We start from the raw sequence: 9,823 nt of genomic DNA, 5'->3' as shown, positions 1-9,823 counted from the left end.
GCCATCAGCACGGTCACCACCGCCATCGCGGCGAGCGGCAGGTCCCAGCCGGTGGTGGCGTCCCGGAGCGCGCCGAACAGTACCGGGCCGGTGGCGCTGAGCAGGTAGCCGATCGACTGCACCGCCCCGGAGAGCTGCCGGGCCGATGCGGGCGTCCGGGCCCGGACCACCAGCAGGGTCAGGGTGAGGCTGAGCGCGGCACCTTGGGCGAGCCCGGCCACCACCGTCCACAGCAGATACATCGTGGGCAGGGCCAGCAGACCGAGCACGCCGACCGCCCAGCCGGCGCAGACGACCAGCGCCAGCCCGCGCTGGTCCGGGCGGCGGACCGCCAGCGTCGGCACCACCAGCGCGGTGCCGATCCCGAGCAGGTTGAACACCGCCAGTGCCGCGCCCGCCCGGGTCGGCGCGACGCCCTGGTCCCGCAGGATGCTCGGCAGCCAGGTGAGGATCGCGTAGTAGAGCATCGACTGGGTGCCCATGAAGACGGCGACCTGCCAGGTGACCGGCGAGCGCAGGATGCCGGCGCCCGAGCGCTGCGGCTCGACGGCCGGCGCGGTGTGTCGGCGGCGTACCTGGGGAAGCCAGCCCAGCGCCGCGACCCCGGCGAACGCGCCGATCGCCAGCAACGAACCCCGCCAGCCCCAGCCCATTGCGTACGCCAGCGGCGCGCTCACCGCCGCCGCCACCGTCGCCCCGGTGGTCATCGAGGCGGTGCTCAACCCGGTGGCCAGCCCCGGCCGCCCCGGGAAGTGCTGCTTGACGGCGCTCGGCACCAGCACGTTGCCGACGGTGATCCCGGCGCCGACGAGCGCGGTGCCGACCAGCAGCCATCCGGGGTGCGGCAGGGTCCGGGTCAGGCTGCCCAGCACGATGCCGAGCATCGCGGCGAGCAGCGCCCACTCGATGCCGACCCGACGGCCGAGCAGCGCGGCGAACGGGGAGAGCAGCCCGAAGCAGAGCACCGGCAGCGCGGTGAGCAGGCCGGCGGCGCTCCGGTCCAGGCCGAGGTCGACCTGGAGGTCGGGCAGCAGTGGCGGGACCGCCGCGATCGCCGCTCGCAGGTTCAGCGCCAGCAGCACGAAGCCGAGCAGCGTCAGCCAGCCGCCCCGGCCCATCCCGAACCGACCCCGGCCCGGCGGATCGTGGTGCGGTGCACCGTGGTTCGGGGGATCGTGGTCCGGTGCACCGTCGTCCGGTGCACCGTCGTCCGGGCCGGGCGAAGGCGCGAGGGCCGGGCGGCCCGGGTCGCTGCCCCGGCCCCCCGGCGTCGGAGGCTTGCCGCTCAGAAGGGGTACCTCGTGATGTCGCCCTGCACGGTCACCCACTGGGTCTCGGTGAACGCGGCGAGGTTGGCCGCCGGCCCGCCCAGCCGTGGCCCGTTGCCGGAGGCGGCGACACCACCGAACGGGGCCACCGCCTCGTCGCTGACGGTCTGGTCGTTGATGTGCACGATGCCGGTCGGCACCCGCTCGGCGAACGCCAGCGCCTTCATCACGTCCCGGCTGAGGATGCCGAGCGAGAGGCCGTACTCGCTGTCGGCGGCGAGCTTGGCGGCCTCGTCCAGGTCGCCGAAGCGCAGTACCGGGGCGACCGGGCCGAAGACCTCGTGTGCGTACGCCGGGGTGGCCGGGGTGACGTCGGAGAGCACCGTCGGCCGGTAGAAGAGCCCCTCGTACGTGCCACCGGCCGCCAGGGTCGCGCCCGCCTCCACACTGTCGGTGACCAGAGAGTGGATCTTGTCCCGCTGCCGCTCGTCGATGATCGGCCCGAGCGCCACGTGCTCCCGGGCCGGGTTGCCGACCGGCAGGTGCGCCGCCTTCTCGGCCAGCCGGCCGACGTACTCGTCGTGCAGCGACTCGTGTACCAGGTGCCGGCCGGTGGTCATGCAGATCTGTCCCTGGTGCAGGAACGAACCCCAGGCGCCGGCCGACACCGCCAGGTCCAGGTCCGCGTCGTCGAGTACCACCAGTGCCGAGTTGCCGCCGAGTTCCAGCAGTACCCGCTTGAGGTGCCGGGCGGCGGTCTGCCCCACCTGCCGGCCGGCGGCGGTCGAACCGGTGAAGCTGATCAGGCGTACGTGCGGATCGGCGACTAGCGCCTCGCCCGCCTCCGGCCCGCCCGGCAGTACGTGCAGCACCCCCGGCGGCAACCCCGCCTCCTCGAAGATCCGGGCGATGGCGACCCCACCGGTGACGGCGGTACGCGGATCGGGCTTGAGCAGCACCGCGTTGCCCAGCGCCAGCGCCGGGGCGACCGACCGCACCCCGAGGATGATCGGTACGTTGAACGGGGAGATCACCCCGACGACCCCGACCGGCAGCCGGCGGGCCAGACTGAGCCGGGGCTGTGCACTCTGGATGATCTCGCCGAGCGGGTGCGAGGCGAGCGCCGCCGCCTCGTAGCACTCCTGGGCGGCGGTGTCCGTCTCCAGGGTCGCCTTCGGCGGTACCGAACCGGTCTCCCGGACGATCCAGTCGCCGACCTCGGCGGCATGCTCCTCCCACAGCAGCCCGGCCCGGCGCAGCACCGCGGCCCGCTTGTCGTACGGGGTCGCGGCCCAGTCGCGCTGGGCCTGGGCGGCGCGGGCGGCGGCCCGGGCGACGTCGGCGGGACTGGCGATACCGGTACGGCCGATCTCGTCACCGGTCGCCGGCTCGCGTACGGCCGCGTCGCCGCCGTCGGCCGTCACCCAACCGTCGCTGTAGATCTTGCCGTGCCAGGTGCCGGAGTCGAGAAGAGTCACGGGAACCTCCTTGGGGTGGTGGCGGTGCACGCCGCTGGGCCGGGCGGACGGAAGTCACGGCGTGAAGTGCGTCTCGGGGGTTACGGCGATGTCGAGCAGCAGTGGTTCGGTGCGGCCGGCGAGGGTCGGCACCACCTCGTCCAGCACGTCGAGGAGTTCCGGGTGGGTCCGGACCCGCCGGGCAGGGCAGCCGAACGAGCGGGCCAGCCCGTGCAGGTCCACCTCCTCGAACGCCGGCCAGGGCGGCTTGCCGCCGTACCGCTCGGTGAGCCGGTCCATCACCGCGTACCTGCCGTTGGTCAGGACCACGTAGAGCACGCCGCAGCCGTACCGGGCGGCGCTCCAGAGTCCCTGCACCGCGTAGAGCGACGAGCCGTCGCCGAGGATCGCCACCACCGGCCGGGTCGGGTCACCGAGCCGGAGGCCGGCTGCGGCGGGCAGCCCGAACCCGAGGCCGCCCATGGCCGCGCTGACGAAACCGCGCGGCTGCCGGGCCGGCAGCATCCGGTGCAGGTCCGGTCGGGTGGACGGGGTCTCCTCGACGAGTACGACGTCGGCCGGTAGCCGCCGCGCCAACGCCGCGAAGACGTGGGTGGCCCGCAGTGGCTCGCCGGGTGCCGGTGGCGGCACCGGGTCGGGTGCCGGTCGGGGCGGTGCGGGACGGTCCCGGAGTGCCACCCGAGCGGTGAGCGCGGCACAGAACACCGCCGGATCGGTCAGTACCGCCAGCTCGGCCTCGCTGCGGTGCACCTCGTCCGGGTCGGCCGAGACCACCGCCACGGTCAGTCCGGCCGGCAGCAGCGGGCCGGGCTCGTAGACGTACTGCCGCAGCGCGGCGGTGCCGACCACCAGGGCCAGGTCGTGCCCGTCGAGTACCGCCCGCAGCCGCGACCGGGCGGCCGGCAGGTGCCCGGCGAACCGGGGATGATCCTGCGGAAACCCGGCCCGTGCGCCGAACGCCTCCTGCCAGACCGGCGCCCCGATCCGCTCCGCCAGAGCGACCAGCGCGTCCCAGGTCGCGGGGTCGTCCGCCCCGGCGCCGACCACCAGCACCGGGGCGCTGGCCGCGTCGACCAGTCGGGCGACCTCGTCGAGGGCCGGGCCGGGAGCGGGTGCCGGCACCTGCACCCGCTCCGGCGCGGCCCGGCCGAGGAACGGGTCGACCTCGGCGGACCAGTCGTCCATCGGCACGACCACCAGCGCCGGCCCGCGCCGGAGGGCTGCCTCGTGCCAGGCCCGGCGTACGGCCGCCGGCACGTCCTGGGCCAGCACCGGCTGCTCCACCCAGACCGGGTAGGGGTCGGCGAGCCGGTCGAGCCGGCCGGCCAGGAACGGTTCGGCGGCCAGGTGCCGGCGATCCTGCTGCCCGACCAGCACCACCAGCGGCGCCCGGTTGACCCGGGCGGTGGCCAGCGCGCCGACGGCGTTGCCGAGTCCCGCCGTGGTGTGCAGGTTCACCACCGCCGGGCGGTCGGTCGCCAGCGCGTAGCCGGTGGCCATCCCGACCACCGAACCCTCGTGCAGAGCCAGCACGAAGGTGAGGTCGTCGGGGAGGTCGGCGAGGAACGCCACCTCGGTCGAGCCGGGGTTGCCGAAGATCCGGTCCACGCCGTACCGGCGCAGCACCTCCAGCGTGGCGTCCCGAACCGTGGTCATCGGCTTCCCGCGTCGGTGGACTGTCGTGGCGGCGGGACATCGGCGGGGGAGTCCGCCGGGTCGGAGTCGGCGTGCTCGGGGTCGGCGGGAAGGGCGGGATCGGTGGGCGGGGCAGGATCGGTGGGGCGGGCGCCCTTGGCCCGCTGGATCTGGCCGAACACCTTCGCCCGCAGTTCGCCGAAGCGCGCCGACGACCGGGTGCCGAGCTGGTCCCGCTCGGCCGGCAGGTCGATCGCCACGTCGTCGAGTACGAGGGTGGGGGAGGCGGAGAGCACCAGCACCCGCTGACCGAGGTAGACCGCCTCGTCGATGTCGTGCGTGACGAACAGGATGGTCACGCCGAGCCGCTGCCACAACGACCGGACCAGGTCCTCCAGGTCCGCCCGGGTCTGCGCGTCGACGGCCGCGAACGGCTCGTCCATCAGCAGGATGTGCGGCTCGTACGCGACCGCGCGGGCCAGCGCCACCCGCTGCTGCATACCGCCGGAGAGCTGCCACGGGTAGGCGTCCGGCACGTCGGCCAGCCCGACGGCGGCCAGCGCGTCCCGGACGAGTTGCCGGCGACGGGCTTTGTCCAGCGACTTCTTCTGCTTCAGCGGCAGCTCGACGTTCTGCTGCACCGTCATCCACGGAAAGAGGCTGCGGCCGTACTCCTGGAACACCACGGCCATGCCTGGCGGCGGGCCCTGCACCGGCGCGCCCTCCAGCACCAGTTCACCCGACGTCGGCGGCAGCAGCCCGGCGATGCACTTGAGCAGGGTGGTCTTGCCGGCTCCGGAGGGCCCGACCACGCAGACGAGTTCTCCGGCACCGACGGAGAAGGTCAGGTCCCGGACCGCCTCGACCGACCGGCCGCGCCCGGCGTACACCTTGCGCAGCGCGCGGACGTCGAGCAGTGGTCCGGAGCCGGCCTGGGGGAGAGCTGTCGAGTTCATCGCTGCCCATCGTCTCGTTGTGACTGGCGGAGGCCGAAGTACCAGTGCAGGGCCGACCGCTCGAAGAGCCGCAGCAGCATGGCGAGCAGGAAGCCGAGCAGACCCAGCAGCAGGATGCCGGTCCACATGTCGGTGACCGCGAAGGTGCGCTGGAACTGGATGATCGTGTAGCCCAGCCCGTTGTTCGCGGCGAACATCTCGCTGATCACCATCAGGATGATGCCGACCGAGAGGGCCTGCCGCAGGCCGGTGACGATCTGCGGGGAGGCGGACCGGACCACCAGGTGCCAGAGCCGGGCCGGGCCACGGATGCCGTAGCAGCGGCAGGTCTCGGTCAGCACCTCGTCCACCGCCCGCACCCCCTCGACGGTGTTGAGCAGGATCGGCCAGACGCAACCGGAGAGCACCACCAGCACCTTCATGGTGTTGCCGAACCCGGCGAAGAGCATCAACACCGGCACCAGTACCGGTGGCGGGATCGCCCGGAGGAACTCCAGCACCGGCTCGCAGAACGCGCGTACCCGCCGGAAGGAGCCGATCAGCACGCCGAGCCCGACTCCGACGACGACTGCCAGCAGGAAACCGGCGGCGAGCCGGAGCAGGCTCGGCAGCACGTCGGCGGCCAGCCGGTCGCTGTGCAGCCAGACGTCGTCGAAGCTGGCCAGGATCTCCGACAGCGGAGGAAGGTAGAAGGTCTCGCTGTCGGCGGAGAGTACCCACCAGAGGGCGAGCAGCCCGAACGGCAGCCCGAAGACGGCAGCGGTCCACCACGCGGCCCGGCCGAGCGCCGAACCGATCCGCCGTCCTCCGCCCGGCGACGACGCGGCGGGTCGCTTCGCCACCTGCTGCGAATCCGTCTCACTGCGTACGCTCACGACCGCCTTCGTTCCGTTCGTCGCTGCGGGGGCCGACAGCACCGGCCACTTCTCACGGGGTGCCCTCGCCGCGTACCGAGGGGTGCCAGGAGAGCACCGCACGTTCCAGCCACCGGGCCAGTACGTTGACCGCGACCCCGAGCAGCCCGGTGACGATGATCAGGGCGTACATCGAGTCGACGGCGCCGCCGGACTGGGCCCGGTTGATCTCGTTGCCCAGCCCCGGCGCACCGATGATCAGTTCGGCGGTGATGGCCAGGATCAGCGCCACCGCCGCGGCGAGCCGTACCCCGGTGAGCAGGTAGGGCAGCGCGGTCGGCCAGAGCAGGTGCCGGATCCGGGCCCACCGGCCCAGTCCGAAGGTGTGCGCGGTGTCCCGGGCGACCGGGTCGACGTCCCGGACCCCGTACAGCACCTGCACGAGCACCTGCCAGAACGCCGCGTAGACGACGAGCAGCAGTACCGAGCGCAGGTCGGTGCCGAAGAGCAGGACGGCGAGCGGGATCAGCGCGACCGAGGGGATCGGCCGGAGGAACTCGACGGTCGAGGCGGTGAACTCGCGCAACACCGGTACGGTGCCGAGGACGAAACCGACCAGCACGCCGAGGGCGACCGCGATCGCCAGGCCGAGGAACCAGCCGCGCAGCGTGTCGGTGACGGCCGTCCAGAACCGGGGCTCGCCGAGCAGTTCGTTGAGGGCGACCGCGATCTCGCTGGTCGGCGGGAGGTAGTCCGCCGAGACCAGGCCGAGTCGGGGTACCGCCTCCAACACCGCCAGGAAGGCGGCGAAGCCGAGCAGCCCGAGCAGGGCGTTGCCGCCGCGCGGCCGACCGGTCCCGCCGGACCGGCCGGCCGGGGCCGGTGCGGTCGCGGCGGGCGGTGCTGCGGTGGCGGCTCGGGTCACGGGAGAATTTCCGACACGTCGACCTTCTCCTTGATCAACCCGTCGGTCACCATCAGGTCGGCCAGGGTCTGCACCGACTCACGGTTGATCTCGGCCGGCCACGCCGGCAGGGTGATCTTCGCGGCCACCGCCGGGTCGATCTGGGTGTACGTCTGGAGCACCTGACGCGCCTCCTCCGGGTGCTCCTGGGCGTACTTCAGGGACTTGTCCATCGCCGCCTTGAACCGCTTGGTGAGGTCGGCCTTCTGGTTGATGGTCTGCTCGGTGGAGAAGTACGCCGCCACCGTCATGTCCGGGATCGCCTCGGCGAAGTTGTAGGCCACGACCCGGGCGCCCTGGTTCTGCGCGATGGTGAAGAACGGCTCGACCACCATCGCGGCGTCGACCCGCTTGCCCATCACTGCCGCCGGCATCTCCGGGAAGGGCAGCTCGGTCCACTTGATGTTCGACGGGTCGCCGCCGGCCTTGCGGATCGACGCCCGGGTGGTGGTGTCGGTGATGTTGTTCAGGTTGTTGATCGCGATGTTCTTGCCGGCCAGGCCCTTCGCGTCGGTGATCGGGCTGTCCGGCGGCACCACGACGCCGCCGAAGTCCGCGCCCGGCTTGCCGGTGGAGGAGTTTCCGGAGGTGATCGCCTTGACCGGGATGTTCTGGGAACGGGCGGTGATCAGCGACACGACGTTGCCGAACGCGAAGTCGAACTGGCCGCTCACCACGCCGGTCACGGCGATGGAGCCGCCGGTGGTGTTGACCACCTCGATTTCGAGGTTCTGCTCCTTGAAGAAGCCCTTCGCGTTGCCGAGGTGCAGCGGGGCGACGTCGACGATGGGGATCGCACCGACCTTCACCTTGGCCACGCCGCCGGAACCGCCCTCCGGCGAGTCGTCGGACGAGGAGCCGCAGGCGGTGACGGCGAGCAGGGCGGCGAGGACGGTGCTGGTGGCGGCGAGACGGCGCATGGGGTCTCCCGGCGTCCGGCGGTCCTGTCGGGACCGGGGCTGAAAGGCTTCTGACGGAGCCTCGGGGGTGGGCGGGTGGTCGCTAGCCGAACGAGTGTTCTCATGTGGAACGTTGGCACAGTGACCGAGTTCACGTCAACAAGCGCTCCGCAACTTCTCGGCGACCTGCCCGGGCGCTGCGCCGAGCGGCGGCGACGGTTCGCCGGAGGCGTTGCCGGGGCGGCGTGCGACCACCCACGGGGCCCTCGTCGACCGGTGTCGGGGTGCTCGTTGACGGATCGGGGGGCCGGGGATTACGTTCGACATAAGCACGGGAGTCCGCATATCGAACGTGCGTCGATCGGCAGGCCGGACGCGGCGAGGGGGCACATGACTGGCTACCCTGTCGCCGGCCGCCGCCGCCCGACAGCCCGTCCCGGGACCCCCTCTCGGCATACCAGGCCGCCCGCCGCACCGACAAGTACGGCCGGTGGTGCGGGACGCCCGAGCCGGCAGCCCGGCCGGGGTCGCCGGGAGGTCGGGCAACCCGACGATCCCGGCAGTAAGGAGACATGGTGACGAACGACGTGTACGTCCTCGACGCCGTACGGACCCCGATCGGTCGGTACGGCGGCGGCCTCGCCGGGGTACGCCCCGACGACCTCGCCGCGCACGTGCTGCGGGAGGTGGTCCGGCGCAGCCCCGACCTCGACCCGGCCCGGATCGACGACGTACTGCTCGGCAACGCCAACGGCGCCGGCGAGGAGAACCGGGACGTGGCCCGGATGGCGGTGCTGCTCGCCGGCCTGCCGCCGACGGTGCCCGGCGCGACCGTGAACCGGCTCTGCGGCTCCGGCCTGGAGGCGGTGATCGGGGCGGCCCGGGCGATCGCGGTCGGCGACGCCTCGATCTGCGTCGCCGGTGGCGTCGAGTCGATGACCCGGGCCCCCTGGGTGCTGCCCAAGCCGGAGACCGGCTATCCGCGCGGGCACGAGACCCTGCACTCCACCACGCTCGGCTGGCGGATGGTCAACCCGACGATGCCGACCGAGTGGACCGCCTCACTCGGCGAGTGCACCGAGATCCTCGCCGAGCGGTACGGGATCTCCCGGGACGAGCAGGACGCCTTCGCCGTACGCAGCCAGCAGCGCGCCGCGAAAGCCTGGGCCGACGGGGCGTACGCCGACGAGGTCAGCGCCGTTCCCGGCACCGAGCTGGAGACCGACGAGAGCATGCGACCCGGTACCAGCACCGAGGCGCTGGCCCGGCTGAAGCCGGTGTTTCGGCCGGACGGCACCGTGACCGCCGGCAACTCGTCGCCGCTCAACGACGGGGCGAGCGCACTGCTGCTCGGCGACCGGGCCGGTGCCGAGGCCGCCGGCCGGACCCCGCTGGCCCGGATCGTCTCCCGCGCGGTCGTCGGCATCGAGCCGCAACTGTTCGGCATCGGCCCGGTACGCGCCGCCGAGGAGGCACTGCGGCGGGCCGGTGTCGGCTGGTCCGACCTGGCCGTGGTGGAACTCAACGAGGCGTTCGCGGCCCAGTCGTTGGCCTGCCTCGGGCAGTGGAAGGACCTCGACCCCGAGATCGTGAACCCGCAGGGCGGGGCGATCGCGCTCGGTCACCCGCTCGGTTCGTCCGGATCGCGCATCCTCGGCTCGCTCGCCTGGCAACTGCACCGCCGTGGTGGTGGGCTGGGTCTCGCCGCGATCTGCATCGGCGTCGGCCAGGGCCTGGCCGTCGTCCTGGAAGCCTGACGGAAGGACGGT

Annotated in this window: 8 protein-coding genes; 1 reads left to right on the top strand and 7 read right to left on the bottom strand. The window is 73.0% G+C overall.

Annotation, left to right across the window (positions count from 1 at the left end; all coding sequences use genetic code 11):
* From Pen02_RS30650 to Pen02_RS30620, 7 genes are all read right to left on the bottom strand, one after another.
* Positions 1-1,118 (bottom strand): CynX/NimT family MFS transporter (locus Pen02_RS30650; protein WP_203869618.1); only part of this gene is annotated, 1,118 nt, incomplete at its 3' end.
* A 167-nt stretch (positions 1,119-1,285) separates the two neighbouring features.
* Complete coding sequence (locus tag Pen02_RS30645; protein WP_203869617.1) at positions 1,286-2,746, bottom strand: benzaldehyde dehydrogenase; 1,461 nt, start codon at positions 2,744-2,746, stop codon at positions 1,286-1,288.
* A gap of 54 nt (positions 2,747-2,800) precedes the next feature.
* The gene (locus tag Pen02_RS30640; protein ID WP_203869616.1) at positions 2,801-4,402 is read right to left on the bottom strand and encodes a thiamine pyrophosphate-binding protein; all 1,602 of its coding nucleotides are present in this window, start codon (positions 4,400-4,402) and stop codon (positions 2,801-2,803) included.
* Complete coding sequence (locus tag Pen02_RS30635; RefSeq protein WP_203869615.1) at positions 4,399-5,337, bottom strand: ABC transporter ATP-binding protein; 939 nt, start codon at positions 5,335-5,337, stop codon at positions 4,399-4,401. Before Pen02_RS30635 ends, Pen02_RS30640 begins: the two co-directional genes overlap by 4 nt.
* Positions 5,334-6,212, bottom strand: coding sequence for an ABC transporter permease (locus tag Pen02_RS30630; RefSeq protein ID WP_239141561.1), 879 nt, complete (start codon positions 6,210-6,212; stop codon positions 5,334-5,336). The genes Pen02_RS30635 and Pen02_RS30630 overlap by 4 nt, the downstream gene beginning before the upstream one ends.
* Before the next feature lie 52 nt (positions 6,213-6,264).
* Positions 6,265-7,116 carry an ABC transporter permease gene (locus Pen02_RS30625; protein WP_203869614.1) on the bottom strand — a complete coding sequence of 284 codons (852 nt, stop codon included), beginning with the start codon at positions 7,114-7,116 and terminating at the stop codon, positions 6,265-6,267.
* Positions 7,113-8,075 carry an ABC transporter substrate-binding protein gene (locus Pen02_RS30620; RefSeq protein ID WP_203869613.1) on the bottom strand — a complete coding sequence of 321 codons (963 nt, stop codon included), beginning with the start codon at positions 8,073-8,075 and terminating at the stop codon, positions 7,113-7,115. Before Pen02_RS30620 ends, Pen02_RS30625 begins: the two co-directional genes overlap by 4 nt.
* A 554-nt stretch (positions 8,076-8,629) precedes the next feature.
* Here Pen02_RS30620 and Pen02_RS30615 point away from each other — a divergent pair.
* Positions 8,630-9,811 carry a thiolase family protein gene (locus Pen02_RS30615; RefSeq protein WP_307837746.1) on the top strand — a complete coding sequence of 394 codons (1,182 nt, stop codon included), beginning with the start codon at positions 8,630-8,632 and terminating at the stop codon, positions 9,809-9,811.
* The last annotated feature ends 12 nt before the right edge of the window (positions 9,812-9,823 follow it).

The sequence above is a fragment of the Plantactinospora endophytica genome, from assembly GCF_016862915.1.
GTDB lineage: Bacteria > Actinomycetota > Actinomycetes > Mycobacteriales > Micromonosporaceae > Plantactinospora > Plantactinospora endophytica.
The sequence above is the reverse complement of the archived record's forward strand: the minus strand, read 5'-3'. Positions and strand labels throughout refer to the sequence as shown.